14 protein-coding genes and 1 pseudogene are annotated in these 16,210 nt (G+C 73.1%); 8 read left to right on the plus strand and 7 right to left on the minus strand.

The genetic code is table 11. The annotated features are described in order from the left end of the window. The first annotated feature begins 57 nt into the window (after positions 1-57). Positions 58-840 (plus strand): 3'-5' exonuclease, encoded by a 783-nt coding sequence (locus tag ACFRAC_RS05995; RefSeq protein ID WP_382921381.1) that lies wholly within the window; start codon positions 58-60, stop codon positions 838-840. Positions 841-1,012: 172 nt separating this feature from the next. On the opposite strand, the gene ACFRAC_RS06000 is transcribed toward ACFRAC_RS05995, so the two are convergent. After that, positions 1,013-1,876, minus strand: a complete 864-nt coding sequence (locus tag ACFRAC_RS06000) for a phosphotransferase enzyme family protein (protein ID WP_382921384.1) — start codon at positions 1,874-1,876, stop codon at positions 1,013-1,015. A 168-nt stretch (positions 1,877-2,044) separates the two neighbouring features. On the opposite strand from ACFRAC_RS06000, the gene ACFRAC_RS06005 reads away from it, so the two are divergent. From ACFRAC_RS06005 to mgt, 4 genes and pseudogenes are all read left to right on the plus strand, one after another. Further along, positions 2,045-2,980: a carbohydrate ABC transporter permease gene (locus tag ACFRAC_RS06005; RefSeq protein ID WP_382921386.1), complete on the plus strand. Its 936-nt coding sequence runs from the start codon at positions 2,045-2,047 to the stop codon at positions 2,978-2,980. Beyond that, positions 2,977-3,810: a carbohydrate ABC transporter permease gene (locus ACFRAC_RS06010; protein WP_382921389.1), complete on the plus strand. Its 834-nt coding sequence runs from the start codon at positions 2,977-2,979 to the stop codon at positions 3,808-3,810. Before ACFRAC_RS06005 ends, ACFRAC_RS06010 begins: the two co-directional genes overlap by 4 nt. Continuing rightward, positions 3,810-5,084 carry an ABC transporter substrate-binding protein gene (locus ACFRAC_RS06015; RefSeq protein ID WP_382921392.1) on the plus strand — a complete coding sequence of 425 codons (1,275 nt, stop codon included), beginning with the start codon at positions 3,810-3,812 and terminating at the stop codon, positions 5,082-5,084. The genes ACFRAC_RS06010 and ACFRAC_RS06015 overlap by 1 nt, the downstream gene beginning before the upstream one ends. A gap of 290 nt (positions 5,085-5,374) precedes the next feature. Further along, positions 5,375-6,674 (plus strand): annotated as a pseudogene (gene mgt, locus ACFRAC_RS06020) (macrolide-inactivating glycosyltransferase). 60 nt (positions 6,675-6,734) lie between these two features. Here the strand turns inward: mgt and ACFRAC_RS06025 are convergent. Then, entirely contained in the window at positions 6,735-9,002 is a 2,268-nt protein-coding gene (locus ACFRAC_RS06025; protein ID WP_382921396.1) for an MMPL family transporter, read from the minus strand. 354 nt (positions 9,003-9,356) lie between these two features. Here ACFRAC_RS06025 and ACFRAC_RS06030 point away from each other — a divergent pair, with 354 nt between their 5' ends. The 3 genes from ACFRAC_RS06030 to ACFRAC_RS06040 are packed head-to-tail and all read left to right on the plus strand — an operon-like array spanning position 9,357 to position 11,291. Continuing rightward, complete coding sequence (locus ACFRAC_RS06030; RefSeq protein ID WP_382921398.1) at positions 9,357-9,905, plus strand: DUF1697 domain-containing protein; 549 nt, start codon at positions 9,357-9,359, stop codon at positions 9,903-9,905. Then, the gene (locus tag ACFRAC_RS06035) at positions 9,898-10,269 is read left to right on the plus strand and encodes a DUF4440 domain-containing protein (protein WP_382921401.1); all 372 of its coding nucleotides are present in this window, start codon (positions 9,898-9,900) and stop codon (positions 10,267-10,269) included. Before ACFRAC_RS06030 ends, ACFRAC_RS06035 begins: the two co-directional genes overlap by 8 nt. Before the next feature lie 2 nt (positions 10,270-10,271). Continuing rightward, the gene (locus ACFRAC_RS06040) at positions 10,272-11,291 is read left to right on the plus strand and encodes a ketopantoate reductase family protein (protein WP_382922106.1); all 1,020 of its coding nucleotides are present in this window, start codon (positions 10,272-10,274) and stop codon (positions 11,289-11,291) included. A 7-nt stretch (positions 11,292-11,298) separates the two neighbouring features. On the opposite strand, the gene ACFRAC_RS06045 is transcribed toward ACFRAC_RS06040, so the two are convergent. From ACFRAC_RS06045 to ACFRAC_RS06065, 5 genes are read right to left on the minus strand one after another with little or no spacing between them, the layout of a single operon-like run. Further along, positions 11,299-12,051 carry a sirohydrochlorin chelatase gene (locus ACFRAC_RS06045; RefSeq protein ID WP_382921404.1) on the minus strand — a complete coding sequence of 251 codons (753 nt, stop codon included), beginning with the start codon at positions 12,049-12,051 and terminating at the stop codon, positions 11,299-11,301. Positions 12,052-12,057: 6 nt separating this feature from the next. Further along, positions 12,058-12,951 (minus strand): ABC transporter permease, encoded by an 894-nt coding sequence (locus ACFRAC_RS06050; protein ID WP_382921407.1) that lies wholly within the window; start codon positions 12,949-12,951, stop codon positions 12,058-12,060. Next, complete coding sequence (locus ACFRAC_RS06055; protein WP_382921410.1) at positions 12,938-13,726, minus strand: ABC transporter ATP-binding protein; 789 nt, start codon at positions 13,724-13,726, stop codon at positions 12,938-12,940. The genes ACFRAC_RS06050 and ACFRAC_RS06055 overlap by 14 nt, the downstream gene beginning before the upstream one ends. A gap of 33 nt (positions 13,727-13,759) precedes the next feature. Then, on the minus strand, positions 13,760-14,872 hold the full coding sequence (locus ACFRAC_RS06060) for an aliphatic sulfonate ABC transporter substrate-binding protein (protein ID WP_382921412.1): 1,113 nt from the start codon (positions 14,870-14,872) through the stop codon (positions 13,760-13,762). Position 14,873: 1 nt separating this feature from the next. Further along, positions 14,874-16,208, minus strand: coding sequence for a sulfate adenylyltransferase subunit 1 (locus tag ACFRAC_RS06065; protein ID WP_382921415.1), 1,335 nt, complete (start codon positions 16,206-16,208; stop codon positions 14,874-14,876). Positions 16,209-16,210 lie beyond the last annotated feature (2 nt).

Here is a 16,210-nt window from a genome sequence, read left to right on the forward strand (position 1 = left end):
GTGGCCCATGGGAAGGTGGAGACCACTGGGGGACGCACCACAAGAAGGGGGACCGCCATGGGCTGGCACCGTGAGCTGCTGATCGGCTTCGACCTGGAGACGACCGGGACCGATCCGCGCGAGGCGCGCATCGTCACGGCCGCCGTCATCGAGGTCAGGGACGGCGAGCTCCTGGGGCACCGGCAGTGGCTGGCCGACCCGGGCGTCCCGATCCCGGCGGAGGCGGTCGCCGTCCACGGCATCAGCAACGAGCGCGCGGCCGCCGAGGGCCGCCCCGCCGACCAGGTCGCCGACGCCATCGCCGGCGTACTGGTGTCGTACTGGAAGGCGGGCGTCCCGGTCGTCGCCTACAACGCGGCGTTCGACCTGAGCCTGCTCTCCGCCGAGCTGCGCCGGCACGGCCTGCCGTCCCTGCGCGAGCGCCTCGGCGGCCTCGACCCGGCGCCGGTCGTCGACCCCTACACCATCGACCGCCGGGTCGACCGCTACCGACGCGGCAAGCGCACCCTCGAAGCGGTCTGCCGGGAGTACGGCGTGCAGCTCGCCTCCGCCCACGACGCCTTCGCCGACGCGCTCGCCGCCGCCCGCCTGGCCGGCGCGATAGCCGCCCGCCACCCCAAGATCGCCTCCCTCGGCCCGGCGGAGCTGCACCGCCGCCAGATCGAGTGGTACGCCGAGTGGGCGGCCGACTTCCAGACCTTCCTGCGCGGCAAGGGCGACCCGACGGCGGTCGTCGACGGCACCTGGCCGGTGCGGGAGCCGGAGACCCCGGTGGCGGGACCGGCCGTGGTCGGCCGCTCGGCCTCCGGCGAAGTCCAGATCCCGGCGGACCGGGCCTAGGTCTGGAACTGACAGACGTTATCGACAGGGGGTCTCCCGTCCCTAAAAGACCCCCATGACGGAACGCGAGCCCGCAGGACGGGCCCGGCACCGGCTCGCTGTGCTGTGCTGTGCCACGCGGAAGAGATGAGCGGGGCGCCCCCGCCCTGACGCCGGCGGGTCCGGCGAACCCTCAGAACGGGTACCAGCGCACCGTCTCGTCGCCGTCCCGCAGGGACGCCACCCGCCGCCGGAACTCCTCCAGCGCCTTCGGGTTGCCCGGCGCGTGCTGCGCCACCCACGCGCAGCTCGCCGTCTCCCGCGCCCCACGCAGCACCGCGCACCCGTCCCACTCGCGCACGTCCCAGCCGTACGTCTCCACGAACGCCGCGTAGGCCGCCGCGGGCAGCCCGTACCGGTCGCGGGAGAGCGCCATGACCACCAGGTCGTGCTCGCGCAGATCGGCGGAGAAGGTCTCCAGGTCGACCAGGACCGGCCCGTCCGGGCCCACGTGCACATTGCGCGGCAGCGCGTCCCCGTGGATCGGCCCCGGCGTCAGACGGGGCGTCAGACGCGCCGCGGCGTCGGCGAAGCCGTCCCGCCGCTCGCGCAGATACGCGGCGTCCGCCGGGTCGATCGCGTCGCCCGCCAGCCGCAGCCAGCGCTCCACACCGCCCAGCAGCTCACGCGGCGGCAGGGCGAACGGCGGTGCGGGCAGGGCGTGCACGACCCGCAGCAGCGCGGCCAGGTCCCGGGGCTCGGCGGGCCGTACCGCGTCGGCCAGCCGGTGCCACACCGTCACGGGGTGCCCCTCCACCAGCAGCGCCTCGGAGGCGGCGGCCCGGACGGCGGGGACCCCGGCCTCCGCCAGCCACACCGCGATCCGCAGTTCGCGCCGCGCCCGCTCCAGCAGCTCGGCGTCCCGGCCCACCTTGACGACCAGGTCGTCCGCGGCGAACACCGCGTTCTCCCCGAGGGACAGCAGCCGCGCGTCCCCGGCCGGGACGGGCAGGACCCCCGCCACCGCCAGTACCTCGCGCGCCCGTGCCTCGTCCATCGCCCGCCTCCGTGGGGTCGTACGCCTTCGTGAACGGCAGGCGCATACCCGCCATTCGCGCCCAGTCTCGCATTTCCACAGGTCGGCCGCGTGCGGGCGGTCTTGACGGGGTACCGCGCCTTCACGACCATGACGGGGCCGTCCGAGCCGTGCGAAGGGGCTGATGCCGTGACCTCGGTGACCGAGGCCGAGAGGCCGGCCGCCCGCGCGCCCCGCGTCGGCGGGGACCGGCGGGTCACGGACCGCGGCGCGTGGTTCCTGGTGCTGCCCGCGCTCATCCCCATCCTGATCCTCAGCGTCGGCCCGCTCCTGTACGGCATCCTGCTGTCCTTCACCGACGCCCAGTCCGGACGCACCGAGGCCACCCGGTGGATCGGCGCGCTCAACTTCCGGGACCTGCTGCACGACACGCTGTTCTGGGAGTCGTTCCGCATCGGCCTGGTCTGGGCGGTCGCCGTCACCGTGCCGCAGTTCCTGCTGGCCCTGGGCCTCGCCCTGCTGCTGAACCAGGACCTGCGGCTGCGCTGGCTGGCCCGCGCCCTCGCGATCGTCCCGTGGGCCATGCCCGAGGTCGTCGTCGGCGTCATGTGGCGGCTGGTCTACGCCCCCGACGCCGGCATCCTCAACGAGACCCTGCGCGACCTGGGCCTCGGCGACGGCCGGGACTGGCTGAGCGGACTCGGCACGGCCCTGCCCGCGGTGGTCGTGGTCGGCGTCTGGGCCGGGATGCCCACCACCACGGTCGCCCTGCTCGCCGGCCTGCAGAACACCCCGCGCGAACTGCACGAGGCGGCCGCCGTGGACGGCGCCGGCGCCTGGCGCCGCTTCCGCACGGTCACCTGGCCCGCGCTGAGACCGGTGGCCCTGTCCGTCACCGCGCTCAACCTGATCTGGAACTTCAACTCCTTCGCCCTGGTCTACGTCCTCACCAGCGGAGGGCCGGGCGGCCGCACCCGGCTGCCGATGCTGTTCGCCTACGAAGAGGCGTTCCGCTACGGGCAGTTCGGCTACGCGGCGGCGATGGGATGCGTGATGGTCGCGGCGGTCTCGGTCCTGCTCGCGGTCTTCCTCGCCGGTCGGCTCCGGGGCGGTGACACGGCATGAGGACCAGCCGGACCGGCCGCGCCGGCCAGTACGCCGCCCTGCTCGCCTATCTCGTCTTCCTGGCGTTCCCCTTCCTGTGGCTGGTCTCCACCGCCTTCAAACCCCCGCGGGAGCTGGGCAGTCTGCACCCCACCTGGATCCCGAGGGACCCGACGCTCGCGAACTTCCGGCAGGCGTTCGACGAACAGCCCCTGCTGGACGCGGCCCTGAACTCCCTGGCCGCCGCGCTCGGCACCGCCGTGGTCGCCGTGCTCCTCGCGACCCCGATGGCGTACGTCATGGCGCGCCGCAGGACGCGCCTCGCGCGGGCCGCGACCGGCTGGGTGGTCGTCAGCCAGGCGTTCCCGCTGGTCCTGGTGATCATCCCGCTGTTCCTGGTGCTGAAGAACCTGCGGCTGATCGACTCGATGGCGGGGCTGGTCATGGTGTACGTGGTGTGGGCGCTGCCGTTCGCGCTGTGGATGCTCGTGGGATACGTCCGCGCGGTGCCGCGCGAGCTGGAGGAGGCGGCGGCGGTCGACGGGGCCGGGCGGCTGCGGACCCTGGTCTCGGTGACCGCGCCGCTGCTCGCGCCCGGCCTGGTGGCGACGGCCCTGTTCGCGTTCGTCACCGCGTGGAACGAGTTCTTCTTCGCGCTGGTGCTGCTGAAGACGCCGGAGAAGCAGACCCTCCCGGTCGTCCTCACCCACTTCATCGGCGCGGAGGGCGTCGCGGACCTCGGGCCGCTGGCCGCCGCCGCGTTCCTCGCGACGCTGCCGTCCCTGGTGGTGTTCGCGCTCATCCAGCGGCGGATCACGGGCGGCATGCTCACCGGGGCGGTGAAGAGCTGATGCGCGCGCGACTGCTGTGGGTGCTCGTCCTGGTCCTGCTGGCCGCCGGATGCGGCGGGGACGGCGACCCGGACGGACCGGTCACCCTGCGCTTCCAGTCCCTGGCCTGGCAGGAGGAGTCCGTCCGGGTCAACAAGGAGCTGGTGGCCGAGTGGAACGCCACCCACCCCGACGTCGAGGTCGAGTATGTCCAGGGCAGTTGGGACAGCGTCCACGACCAGCTCCTGACCTCCTTCGAGGGCGGTGAGGCGCCGGACATCATCCACGACGCCTCCGACGATCTCGCCGACTTCGCCTACGGCGGCTACCTCGCCGATCTGACCGGCCTCCTGCCCGAACGGCTCACCAAGGACATCCCGCGGCACAGCTGGGAGACGACGACCTTCGGGGACGGCGTCTACGGCGTGCCCTTCCTCCAGGAACCGCGGGTGCTCATCGCCAACGCCACCTGGCTCGACGAGGCGGGCGTGCGCATCCCCACCCCCGAACACCCCTGGACCTGGCGGGAGTTCCGCGAGATCACCGACCGGCTGAGCGGCGACGGCCGGTACGGGGTCGCCTGGCCGCTGAAGGAACCCGTCTCCGTCAGCCTCAACCTGTCGCTGTCGGCCGGCGGGCAGCTCTTCCACCGCGGCCCGGACGGCAAGGTGACCGTGCGCTTCGAGGCGGGCGACGCGGTGATGCCCCGCACCGTCCACGACCAGATCGCCACCGACCGCAGCGCCGCCCCGACCACCCTGGGCAGCGGCGGCTCCGACACCCTGCCGGGCTTCTTCGGCGGCCGGTACGCGATGGTGCCGCTGGGCTTCTCCTACCGGCAGCAGATCGTGCAGCAGGCGCCGGAGGGCTTCGACTGGCGGGTGCTGCCCGCCCCGGCCGGAGCCGACGGCCTCACCCAGGGCGTCAGCCCGCAGACGCTGTCCATCGCCGAGGACAGCCCGCACCGACGGGAGGCCGCCGCGTTCATCGACTTCCTGCTGCGGCCGGAGAACATGGTGCGGCTTGCGCTCGGCGACTGGATGCTGCCGACCGGCACCGAGGCCCTGAAGGACCCCGCTCTGCGCACCGCCGAGCACGACTGGGCCACCGGCACCGCCCTCGCCGGCCGACTGCGCCCGGCGCCCGCCCAGTCCGTGCGGGGCTACCCGGAGTTCAAGGACAAGGTCGCCACCCCGGCCTTCCAGGAGTACTACAGCGGCGCCATCGGCCTCGCGGAGTTGCGGACCCGCCTCGAACGCGACGGGAACCTGGTCCTCGCCCGCTACCAGCGCTGACGACATCCGGTGGGGCCCGCCGCACGACCCGGCTGACCGCGCCGACCTGGCCGCGGCACGAGCGGGGGCCGGCCGGACGGACGGGCCGGGCGCCGCGGCTTCCGGCCCGTACCCCGGGCGGACGCCGGGAGCGTCCGCGTCCAGCGGCGCCGGACCCCGCTCCCCGCTCCCGGCGCGTACGCGGGCCGGCGGGAGCCGGTCGAGCTCCGCTTCTCCTGGGCCGGCCGAGGCGGCGCGTGGACGCGGCCTTCCGCGCGGCGGGGTTCGACCGGGACGTCCTCGTGGGGGAGGTGCCGCCGTGGCATGGCTGCGGCTGCACGAGGTGCCGGCGCCATGAAAGGAGGTTGCACGAGACGTATCGTCTCGCCTAGGGTCGGGTCCATGACCAGTCCCGCGCACATCGCCATGTTCTCCATCGCCGCCCACGGCCATGTGAACCCCAGCCTCGAGGTGATCCGCGAACTCGTGGCGCGCGGGCACCGTGTCACCTACGCCGTCCCGCCGGTCTTCGCCGAGAAGGTCGCCGCGACCGGCGCCGAACCGAAGCGGTGGAACTCCACCCTGCCCGGCCCCGACGCCGACCCGGAGGCGTGGGGGAGCACCCTGCTGGACAACGTCGAGCCGTTCCTGGCCGACGCGATCCAGGCCCTCCCGCAGCTGACCGAGGCGTACGAGGGCGACGAGCCCGAACTCGTCCTGCACGACATCACCTCGTACCCGGCCCGCGTCCTCGCCCACCGCTGGGGCGTGCCCGCCGTCTCGCTGTCCCCGAACCTGGTCGCCTGGGAGGGCTACGAGGAGGAGGTCGCCGAACCCCTGTGGGCCGAACCGAAGAGGACCGAGCGCGGACAGGCGTACTACCGGCGCTTCGAGAACTGGCTGAAGGAGAACGGCGTCGAGCTGCACCCCGATCCGTTCGTCGGCCGGCCCGACCGCTCGATCGTCCTCATCCCGCGTGCCCTGCAGCCGCACGCCGACCGGGTCGACGAGCGGGTGCACTCCTTCGTCGGCTCCTGCCAGGGCGACCGCGGCGCCGAGGGCGACTGGCGGCGGCCCGCCGGCGCGGACAAGGTCGCGCTCGTCTCCCTCGGCTCGGCCTTCACCAAGCAGCCCGCGTTCTACCGGGAGTGCGTGCGGGCCTTCGCCGGACTGCCGGGCTGGCACCTGGTGCTCCAGGTCGGCCGGCACGTCGACCCCGCCGAACTCGGGGAGATCCCCGCGAACGTCGAGGTGCGCGACTGGGTCCCGCAGCTGACGATCCTGCGGCAGGCCGACCTGTTCGTCACCCACGCCGGCGCGGGCGGCAGCCAGGAAGGCCTGGCCACGGCCACCCCGATGATCGCCGTACCGCAGGCCGTGGACCAGTTCGGCAACGCCGACATGCTCCAGGCGCTCGGCGTCGCCCGGCACCTCCCGACCGGGGAGGCCACCGCAGAGGTGCTCCGCGAGACCGCCCTCGCGCTCACCGGCGACCCCGAGGTCGCCCGGCGCCTGAAGGACATCCAGGCCGAGATGGCCCAGGAGGGCGGCACCCGGCGGGCCGCCGACCTGATCGAGGCCGAACTGGACGCCGCCCGCGCCGGGGCCTGACGCGGCGGGGCCCGCCGGCTCCTGGGGGAGTCGGCGGGCCCCGGTGTCCGGCGGGCGGGGTCAGACGGGCACCCGCTCGCCCCGGTCGTCGTGCGACGCGTCCCGCGTCACGGCCTCCGGCGCCTCGTCGTGGGTCAGGTCCGGCAGCCGGTGCAGCCACTTCGGCAAGTACCAGTTGCGCTCGCCCAGCAGCGCCATCACCGCCGGGAGCAGCACGCCCCGGATGATCGTGGCGTCGATCAGGACCGCCGCCGCGAGGCCCACGCCCATCTGCTTCATGGACTGCATCGACAGGGTGCCGAAGATCGCGAAGACGGCGACCATGATGACCGCGGCGCTGGTGACGACGCCGGCCGTGGTGACCACGCCGTGCTCGATCGCGTCCTTCGTCGTCCGGCCGCGCAGCCGCGCCTCACGGATCCGCGAGACCACGAACACGTGGTAGTCCATCGACAGGCCGAACAGGATCACGAAGAGGAACAGCGGCAGCCAGGTGATGATGGCGCCCACGCCCTCCGCGCCCACCAGCGAGGCGCCCCAGCCGTGCTGGAAGACGGCGACGAGGATGCCGTACGCCGCGCCCACCGACAGCAGGTTGAGCACGATCGACGTGGCGGCGATCGTCAGGGACCGGAAGGACAGCAGCATCAGGCCGAAGGCGAAGACCACGACGAACGCGAAGACCGGGACGACCGCTCCGGCCAGCTGGTCGTTGAAGTCCTTCGACCCCGCGACCTGACCCGTGATCGGCGCCTCGAGACCGTCGACCTTGCCGAGCGTGGCCGGGCGGACCTCGTCGCGCAGCTTGTCCAGGCTCGCGCCCGCCTTGTCCAGGTCGGAGCCGCCGACCAGCGGGACGTACACGAAGGCGACGTTCCGCGCGTCGTGCAGCCGGATGTCGACCGGGCCGCGCGAGGCGCCCGAGCTGACCGCCCGCTCACGGAAGGCGGCGAGCGCGGACTTCACCTCGGGAGCGTTGATGTCGTCCGCCTTGACGACGACCTCGGCCGGCTCGGAACCGCCGGGGAAGGCCTCGTTGACCCGGTTGTACGTCTGCACGATGGGCAGCGAGTCGCCGAACTCCTGGTCCAGCGTGAGGTTCTGGGTCTTCATGCCGACCGCGGGCGCGGCGACGGCGAGCAGCGCGCCGGCGGCCACGACGACCGAGACGACCGGACGGGCCAGCACCGCCTTGAGCACGGCCGACCAGAAGCGGCTCTCCCGGTTCACCCGGCCCCGGTCGCGGCGCAGCCGGCTCTGCGGGTGCAGGAACGGGATCTTGCCCTTCTCGACGCGCTCGCCCAGCAGCGACAGCAGTGCCGGCAGCACGGTCACCGAGCCGACCATGGCGACCGCCACGACCATGAGCGAGGCCAGGCCCATCGCCTCGAACTCGGCGAGCCCGGTGAACAGCATGCCCGCCATCGCCACGCACACCGTGACACCCGAGACGATGATCGCGCGGCCGCTGGTGGCGGCGGCGACCCGCAGGGCCGTCTGCGGGTCCCGGCCGGCTTCCCGCTCCTCGCGCTCCCGGCGCAGGTAGAACAGGCAGTAGTCGACGCCGACGGCCAGACCGACCAGCAGCATCACGGAGTTGGCGGTGTCGGACATCGGCATGACGTGGCTGACGAGGCCCATCAGGCCCATCGTCGCCATGATCGCGGTGATGGCCAGCAGCACGGGCAGCAGGGCCGCCACGAGCGCGCCGAAGGCGATGAGCAGAATGCCGAGGGCCACCGGAACCGCGGAGTACTCGGCCTTCTGGAAGTCGTCCCCGAACGCGTCGTCGAACGTCTTCATCATGCTGGCGCCGCCGATCTCCTCGATCCGCAGCGAGCCGTGGTCCTTCTGGACCTCCTCGACGGCTTTCAGCACGGGCTCGACGCGCTCGCCGGCGGTGTCGGAGTCCCCGCGCATGTCGAACTGCACCAGGGCGCTGCGACCGTCCTCGGAGATGGTCTTCGTGTCGTACGGGGATGTCACGTCCCGGACCTCGCCGGTGCGTTCCACCGCCTTCACGACCGCGTCGACCGCGCCGCGGAACGCCGGGTCGGTGGCCTTCAGCGAGCCGTCCTTCGCCTGGATCAGGATGGTCTCACCGGCCGGCTCCTCGATGCCGGCGTCCTCGATGATCCGGGCGGCGGTGTGCGTCTCCCCCTTGAGCTGGTCGCTGTCCGTCACGTCGACCCGGCCCGCCGCGGAACCGAGGCCCATCGCCAGGACGACGAACAGCACCCAGATCCCGACGGCGGTCCATCGATGGCGGGCGCTCCAGCCGCCGGCGCGAGCGGCGAGCCCCCGCACTCGCGTCTTCGTGTTCCCCATGAGGGCCTGCCCCTTGTGGTCGCGGCGACGGCCCCCTGCCGTCACCTTTCGTCTCTCGACGGTATGAGCCGGGCGGAACAGTCTCGTCGTGCTGCCCGGTGAGGTGCGGCGGGCGGAACTCATCCCCGCGTACGCCGCGTTCTCCGCTCAGGGGAGGACGGCGGCCCCTTACATCTATCCCGGGCGGTCGGGGACACCGATCAGGGATGAGGTTCCGGGACGAGTGGGGACGACCGGGACGCCCGAGCTTGTGCTTCGTGCTGACCCGTAAGTAACTTACGGTTGCGGCCTTCGTGCCCACCCCCACGGGGCACGACGGCCGCCCACACGCCCGCACCGCCATAAGGTGGCCGGATGACGACGACGTACGCGGCGCTGCTGCGCGGAATCAACGTGGGCGGCAGCCGCAAGGTCCCCATGGCCGAGCTGCGCACCCTGCTGACCGGCCTCGGACTCGGCGGCGTCCGCACCCATCTCCAGAGCGGGCAGGCCGTGTTCAGCGCCGCCCACGGCGACGAGGACTCCCTCGCCGCGGACGTCACCCAGGCGATCGAGAAGCGCTTCGGCTTCCCGGTGGACGTGATCGTCCGCGACCACGCCTACCTGAAGGCCGTCGCCGACGCCTGCCCGTTCCCCGCGGACACGCTGGAGGGCAGACAGCTCCACGTCACCTACTTCTCCGCGCCCGTGGGCGCCGCGCGCTTCGCGGAGATCGACCCGGCCGCGTACCTGCCGGAGGAGTTCCGGCTCGGCGACCGCGCGCTGTACCTGTACGTCCCGGACGGCCTCGGCCGCTCCAAGCTCGCCGAAGCCCTGGCGCGCCCCCGGCTCACCAAGGGGCTGGTCGCCACCAGCCGGAACTGGAACACCGTGGTGAAACTCGTGGAGATGACCGGTGCCTGAGCGCGACCCCGCCGTCCAGGCGGCCATCGAGGGCGAGTTGCGACTGCTGGACCCCGAGGTCCGCCGCTCCCCGGAGATCCTCGGGGCGCTGCTGCACCCCGAGTTCCACGAGGTCGGCTCCTCCGGCCGGCGCTGGGACCGGGCGTCGACGATGGCCCGCGTGCCCCTGGACGCCGACCCGCACCGGTACGTCGTGAGCTCGCCCATCCACGGCGTCCGGCTCGCCCCCGACGTCGTCCACCTCGTCTTCGACACCGAGCGCGACGGGGTCCGCGCCCACCGCAGCTCGCTGTGGCGGCGGACGGACACCGGCTGGCAGATGTACTTCCACCAAGGGACGCCGTACGGCGAGGAAGGGGCATGAGAGTGCGCTACGTCATCATCGGGGCCGGAGCCGTCGGAGGCGTCGTCGGCGGGCGGCTCGCGGAGGCGGGACACGAGGTCGTCCTCGTGGCGCGCGGCGCCCACCACGACGCCCTGCGCGACCACGGTCTGCGGCTCAGGGTCCCCGAGGGGGAACTGACCCTGCCCGTACCCGTCGTCGACGGCCCGGACGCCCTCGGCGAACTCCTCCCCGACGACGTCCTCGTCCTCGCCGTGAAGACCCAGGACACCGAGGCGGCGCTGCGCGCCTGGGGCCCGATACCGGTCGCCGGCGGCGGTACGGCCGCCGAGCGGCTGCCCCTGGTCTGCGCGCAGAACGGCGTCGAGAGCCAGCGCCTGGCCCTGCGCCTGTTCCGGCGCGTGTACGGCGTCTGCGTCTGGCTGCCCTGCACCTACGTCGAACCCGGCGTGGTCTCCGCGGCCGGCACCCCCCTCACCGGCATCCTGCACCTCGGCCGCCATCCGCACGGCACCGACGAGACCGCCCGCCTCATCGCCGCCGACCTGGAGAAGTCCCACTTCGAGGCGCCGGTCGTGCCCGACGTGGCGCGCTGGCAGTACGCCAAGCTGCTGGCCAACCTCGTCAACGCGGTCGAGGCGCTGACCGGTCCCGTCGCCGGGGAGGAGGCGCGGGCCCTGCTGCGGCGCGTGCAGGAGGAGGGCACGGCCGTCCTGCGGGCCGCCGGGATCGCGTACACCACCCCCGAGGAACAGCGGGCCGCCCGCGGCGACAAGGTCACCCTCGTCCCCCTCGACGGCGTCCCGCGCGTCGGCGGCTCCTCCTGGCAGTCCCTCGCCCGGGGCACCGGCACGATCGAGTCCGACTACCTCAACGGCGAGATCGTCCTCCTGGGCCGTCTGCACGGCGTGCCGACGCCGCTGAACGAACTCCTCCAGCACCTCGCCGGCACCTTCGCGCGCGAGCGCAGGGAGCCGGGTTCGATGCCGGTGGCGGAACTGGTGCGGCGCGCGGACGAGGCGGTGGCCCGCACGGACCTCTGACCCGGCCTCAGGCGCCCAGCGCCGTCAGCACCGGCCTGCGGGCCGCGTCGTACCGGTGCAGCAGCAGCCGCGCCACCTCGGGCGCCGCCCCCAGCACGTCCGCCAGGACGTCCGCGCCGGCCGCGCCCCGCGCGATCCGGTCCGGCAGCCGGCCCGGCGCCAGCACGTACGGCGCCACGGCCACCCGCGCACAGCCGAGGGCCCGCAGCTCACGGACGGCGTCCTCGGTGCGCGGGACCCCTCCGGGAAACACGGCGGAGGCGAACGCAGGCCGCACGGCGCACCAACCGGTGTGCCGCCACTCCCGCGCGATGTCTGCGATCACTGCGATCGCCTCCGGGTCGGTGGACCCCGCCGAGGCCAGCACGACCCCGGTCGAGGACTTGTCGGCGGGCGTGAGACCCGCCTCGTACAGCCGCCGCTCCAGGGCCGCGAGGAGCAGCGGCGACGGGCCGAGCACCTCCGCCTGCCGGATCCGCAGCCTCGCCGGCGCCTCCCGCAGCACCGCCGGGATGTCGGCCTTCGCGTGGAAGGCGCGCGTCAGCAGCAGCGGCAGGGCCACGACGTCCCGGACGCCCTCGGCGGCCAGCGACTCCAGCACACCCCGCACGGACGGCACGTTGAAGTCCAGGAAGCCGGTCTCCACGCGCAGGTCCGGGCGCAGCGCGCGCACCCGCCGGACGAGGGCGTGCACGGTCGCGGCATGCCGCGGGTCACGGCTGCCGTGGGCGATGACGAGGAGGACCGGCTGGGTGGTCACGGGAGTTCAGCTCCTTGCCAGCAGACCGCGGCCGCGCAGCACCCGGCGCTCCAGCGGACTGAAGATCAGCAGGTCGATGGCGATGCCGACGACCAGGATGAGCAGGATGGCGAAGAAGACCATGGACATGGAGCTGGTGTTGCGGCCGTTCTCCAGGAGCTGGCCGAGGCCCACGCCCAGGTCGGGGGAGGAGGCGATGATCTCCGCGGCCATCAGCGACCGCCAGGAGAACGCCCAGCCCTGCTTCAGACCCGCCAGATAGCCGGGCAGCGCGGCCGGCATCACGACGTGCCAGGTGCCCTTCAGACCCGTCGCGCCCAGGGTGCGGCCGGCCCGCAGGAACAGCGGTGGCACCTGGTCGACGCCCGAGACCAGCCCGTTGGCGATCGACGGAACCGCGCCCAGCAGGATGACCGCGAACATCATCCGGTCGTTCAGGCCCAGCCAGATCACGGCCGGCGGGACCCAGGCCACGGACGGCAGCGACTGCAGTCCGGACAGGATCGGGCCGATCGCCGCGCGCACGAACCGCACCCGCGCCACCAGCAGTCCGAGCGGGGTGCCGATCGCGAGCGCCAGCAGGAAGCCGAGCAGACCGCGCGAGACCGATGTCCAGATGTACTGGTGGAGGGTGCCCTCCAGCCACGACGCGCGCAGCTCGTCCCACACGGCGGACGGCGGCGGCAGCTTGGTGGGGTCGGCGGCGATCCCGGAGGACACCAGGAACTGCCAGAGCGCCAGCACCAGCAGGACGGCGACGACCGGTGGCAGGACCTTCTGCGTCAGGGTCCTGCGGAACGGCGTACGGCCGCTGTCCACCGTCTCCAGGGCGTCCAGGCCCGCCTCGAGTCCGGCGAGATCGGTGCCGTCCTTGGCGGCGGTCGTCTCAGTGCTGGCCATGGCGGCGGATCTCCCCACGCAGTTCTTCGGTGATCTCCCGGGACAGTTCGGCGACCGCGGTGTCCTCGATGCGGCGGGGCTGCGGGATGTCGACCGTCCACTCCCGGGCGACGCGGCCGGGGCGGGAGGACAGCAGTACGACGCGCTGGGCGAGCCGTACGGCCTCACGGACGTTGTGCGTCACGAACAGCACGGACACGCCGGTCTCCCGCCAGATGCGGGTGAGTTCGTCGTGCAGGACGTCCCGGGTGATGGCGTCCAGCGCGGCGAACGGCTCGTCCATCAGGAGCAGGCGGCTGTCCTGGGCGAGGGCCCGTGCCAGGGCGACGCGCTGGCGCATGCCGCCGGACAGCTCGTGCACGCGCTTGCCGTACGCGCCCTTCAGGCGGACCAGCTCCAGCAGTTCCTCGGCGCGTTCGCGCCGCTGGGCCTTGGCCACGCCGCGGAGTTTGAGGGCGAGTTCGATGTTCTTGCCCGCGGTGAGCCAGGGGAACAGGGCGTGTTCCTGGAACATCAGGGCGGGGCGGCCGTCGGTGGTGAGGGTGCCCGCGCTGGGCCGGTCGAGGCCGGCGACCAGGTTGAGCAGGGTGGACTTGCCGCAGCCGGAGGCCCCGAGAAGCGTGACGAACTCGCCGGGGGCGACGTCGAGGGTGATGTCGTCGAGGACGAGCTGCTGCCCGGCCGGGCCGGCGAAGGACTTCGAGACGTGCTCGATCCGGGCGGCGTGCTCGACGGACGCGTCCGTGCCGGCGGCCGCGGCGAGGGCGGTGGCCATGGTCGTCACCTCCTGGGAACTCGATGGATGGGCTTACTCGGCGCCGAGACCGGCGTCGTCGACCGCGGGTGCGCCCTCGGCCTTCAGGACCTTGTTCAGCGGTCCCAGGTCGTAGATGCCGGTCAGGTCGGGCCGGTGGAGCAGGCCCGCCTGGACCGCGTGACCGGCCTGGGTGCGCAGGGTGGCCGCCAGCGGGTCGTCGGTGACCGCGAGGGACCGCCACGCCGGGTCCAGGACGGCGGCGGGCAGCGGCTTGCCCGTGTCGGCCTCCAGCTGGGCGTTGGCCGCGGCCTTCGCCCGCCCCTCGTGGGCGGTGATCCAGCGGTTCGCCTTCACGGAGGCGCGCAGGACGGCCTCGACGGCCTTCGGGTGCTCCTTCAAAAAGCGCTGCGACACCACGACGTTCGTGATCACGAACTTCTTGCCGGGCCACAGGCCGGACTCGTCGAGCAGCACCTTGCCGCCCTCGGCGACCAGCTTCGAAGCGGTCGGCTCCGGCACCCAGGCGCCGTCGACCGAACCGGACCTGTAGGCGTCCGGGGTGATCTTGTTGTCGGTGCGGACGACGGACACGTCACCCTTGCCGCTCTCGGCGTCGACCTTCCAGCCCTGCTCCGCAGCCCAGTTGAGGAACGCGACGTCCTGGGTGTTGCCGAGCTGCGGGGTCGCGATCCGCTTCCCCTTGACGTCCTTCAGGGACTTGATCTTCTTCGGGTCCACGACGAGCTTCACCCCGCCCGACGCCGAACCGGAGACGATCCGCAGATTCCCGCCCCGCGCCTTGACATAGCCGTTGACGGCGGGGGAGGGGCCGATCCAGCCGATGTCGACGGAACCGGAGTTCAGCGCCTCGATCTCCGACGGACCGGCGCTGAACGTGGCGTACTCCGCCCGCGTGCCGCCCAGCTCCTTCTGGAACAGGCCCTCGTGCCGGCCGACCAGGGCCGTGGCGTGGGTCAGGTTCCCGAAGTAGCCGATGCGCACCGCGTCCAGGCCGTCCACCTTGGCCGCCCCGGCGACGGCGTGCTCGCCGGAGTCCTTGGCCTGCGAGCCGTAGCCGCACGCCGCGAGGGCGAGCAGCGGCAGCGCGGCCAGGACGGCGAGCGTCCGGCGCGGGGCGCGGCGGGCGGACACGGAACGTGTCACGTCAGAAATCCCACCCGTCGTCCTCGGGCTCCTCCTTGACCGGCTCCGGGGAGGCGAAGGACTCGCCGACCATGCCCGCGGTGAGCGTGGTGCCGTCGCTCGGGTCGATCAGGATGAACGAGCCCGTGCGGCGGGAGTCGGCGTAGGAGTCGACCGGCAGCGGCTCGGCGGTGCGCACCTTGACGCGGCCGATGTCGTTGGCGACGAGCTGCCCGGGGTGCGGGTGCAGGGACAGGTCGGCGAGCGTGAGCCGGGACGGGATGTCCTTGACGATCGCCTTGACCGTCCGGGTGCCGTGCTTGAGCAGCACCCGGTGGCCGACCGTCAGCGGGGCGTCGGCGACGTGGCAGACCGTGGCCTCGATGTCCTGCGAGGTCGGGGGCGCGTCCGCGGTCGGCACGATCAGGTCGCCGCGCGAGACGTCGATGTCGTCCTCCAGCAGGACGGTCACCGACTGGGTGGTCCACGCGACGTCGACGGGCTCGCCGAGCAGGTCGATCCCCGAGATCCGCGACGTACGGCCGGAGGGCAGCACGGTCACCGGCTCGCCGACGCGGAACGAACCGGCGGCGATCTGGCCGGCGTAGCCCCGGTAGTCGGGGTGCTCGGCGCTCTGCGGCCGGATCACGTACTGCACGGGCAGCCGGGCGTGGCAGTGGCTCAGGTCGTGGCTGACCGGGACCGTCTCCAGGTGCTCCAGGAACGTCGGCCCGCCGTACCAGTCCATGTGCGCGGACGGGTCCACCACGTTGTCGCCGGCCAGCGCCGAGATGGGGATGGCGGTGATCTCCGGGACGCCCAGCTCCAGCGCGTACGCCGTGAACTCCTCGGCGATCGCGGCGAACACGGACTCCTGGTAGTCCACCAGGTCCATCTTGTTCACGGCGAGCACCACGTGCGGGACCCGCAGCAGGGCGGCGATGGCCGCGTGCCGCCGGGTCTGCTCGACCACGCCGTTGCGGGCGTCGACGAGGACCACGGTCAGCTCGGCGGTGGAGGCGCCGGTCACCATGTTGCGGGTGTACTGCACATGGCCCGGGGTGTCGGCGAGGATGAACCGGCGGCGCGGCGTGGCGAAGTAACGGTACGCCACGTCGATGGTGATGCCCTGCTCGCGCTCGGCGCGCAGGCCGTCGGTGAGCAGCGCGAGGTCGGGGGCGTCCTGACCGCGGTTGCGCGAGGCGTGCTCGACGGCCTCCAGCTGGTCGGCGAGCACCGACTTGGAGTCGTGCAGCAGCCGCCCGACCAGGGTGGACTTGCCGTCGTCGACGGAGCCCGCGGTGGCGAACCGCAGCAGGGTGGTGGCCGAGAGTTCCTCGGTCGTCGTGGTGCTCATGC

Origin of the sequence: Streptomyces sp. NPDC056628 (assembly GCF_042792555.1) — a bacterium.
Classification (GTDB): domain Bacteria; phylum Actinomycetota; class Actinomycetes; order Streptomycetales; family Streptomycetaceae; genus Streptomyces.

Coding starts and splice junctions, on each gene's coding strand:
- ACFRAC_RS06055 (WP_382921410.1), bottom strand. CDS start 13,726: ATGGCCACCGCCCTCGCCGCGGCCGCCGGCACGGACGCGTCCGTCGAG.
- ACFRAC_RS06015 (WP_382921392.1), top strand. CDS start 3,810: ATGCGCGCGCGACTGCTGTGGGTGCTCGTCCTGGTCCTGCTGGCCGCC.
- ACFRAC_RS06030 (WP_382921398.1), top strand. CDS start 9,357: ATGACGACGACGTACGCGGCGCTGCTGCGCGGAATCAACGTGGGCGGC.
- ACFRAC_RS05995 (WP_382921381.1), top strand. CDS start 58: ATGGGCTGGCACCGTGAGCTGCTGATCGGCTTCGACCTGGAGACGACC.
- ACFRAC_RS06050 (WP_382921407.1), bottom strand. CDS start 12,951: ATGGCCAGCACTGAGACGACCGCCGCCAAGGACGGCACCGATCTCGCC.
- ACFRAC_RS06010 (WP_382921389.1), top strand. CDS start 2,977: ATGAGGACCAGCCGGACCGGCCGCGCCGGCCAGTACGCCGCCCTGCTC.
- ACFRAC_RS06000 (WP_382921384.1), bottom strand. CDS start 1,876: ATGGACGAGGCACGGGCGCGCGAGGTACTGGCGGTGGCGGGGGTCCTG.
- ACFRAC_RS06065 (WP_382921415.1), bottom strand. CDS start 16,208: ATGAGCACCACGACGACCGAGGAACTCTCGGCCACCACCCTGCTGCGG.
- ACFRAC_RS06025 (WP_382921396.1), bottom strand. CDS start 9,002: ATGGGGAACACGAAGACGCGAGTGCGGGGGCTCGCCGCTCGCGCCGGC.